This is a genomic window from Mycobacterium simiae, from assembly GCF_008370645.1.
Lineage (GTDB): Bacteria > Actinomycetota > Actinomycetes > Mycobacteriales > Mycobacteriaceae > Mycobacterium > Mycobacterium simiae_A.
Map to the genome: position 1 here is coordinate 1 of NZ_VTZN01000573.1, position 370 is coordinate 370.

Consider the following 370-nt stretch of genomic DNA (forward strand, 5'->3'; position numbering starts at 1 on the left):
CCAGGCTGTAGGCCACGTCCATCGGGTCGAGGTCGGGGTGTTGGGTCAGGTGGTGGTAGAGCCGGTCGGCCTGGGCCACCAACGCCGAGGGCGTGCGTGCCGACAGCGGCCACACCGGCAGCGGGAGCGTGCTGGCAGGCAGCGGGACCGTTGTGGCTATTGGGGCCGGCGGCTGGCGGACGATCACATGCGCGTTGGTGCCGCTGATGCCGAATGAGGACACCGCCGCGGTGCGGGGGTGGTCGGTGTGTGGCCAGCTGGTGGGTTCGGTGAGCAGCCGCACGGTTCCGGCCGACCAGTCGACATGCGGGCTGGGACGATCCACATGCAAGGTTGGGGGCAGCATGTCGTGGTGCAGGGCGGCGATCAT

At 70.0% G+C, this 370-nt stretch carries 1 protein-coding gene; it reads right to left on the reverse strand.

Annotated elements, in window-relative coordinates; translation table 11 throughout:
- Positions 1–370, reverse strand: a 370-nt coding sequence (locus tag F0Q45_RS26945; RefSeq protein WP_149656695.1) for a ketoacyl-synthetase C-terminal extension domain-containing protein, incomplete at both ends; no start/stop codon positions are given.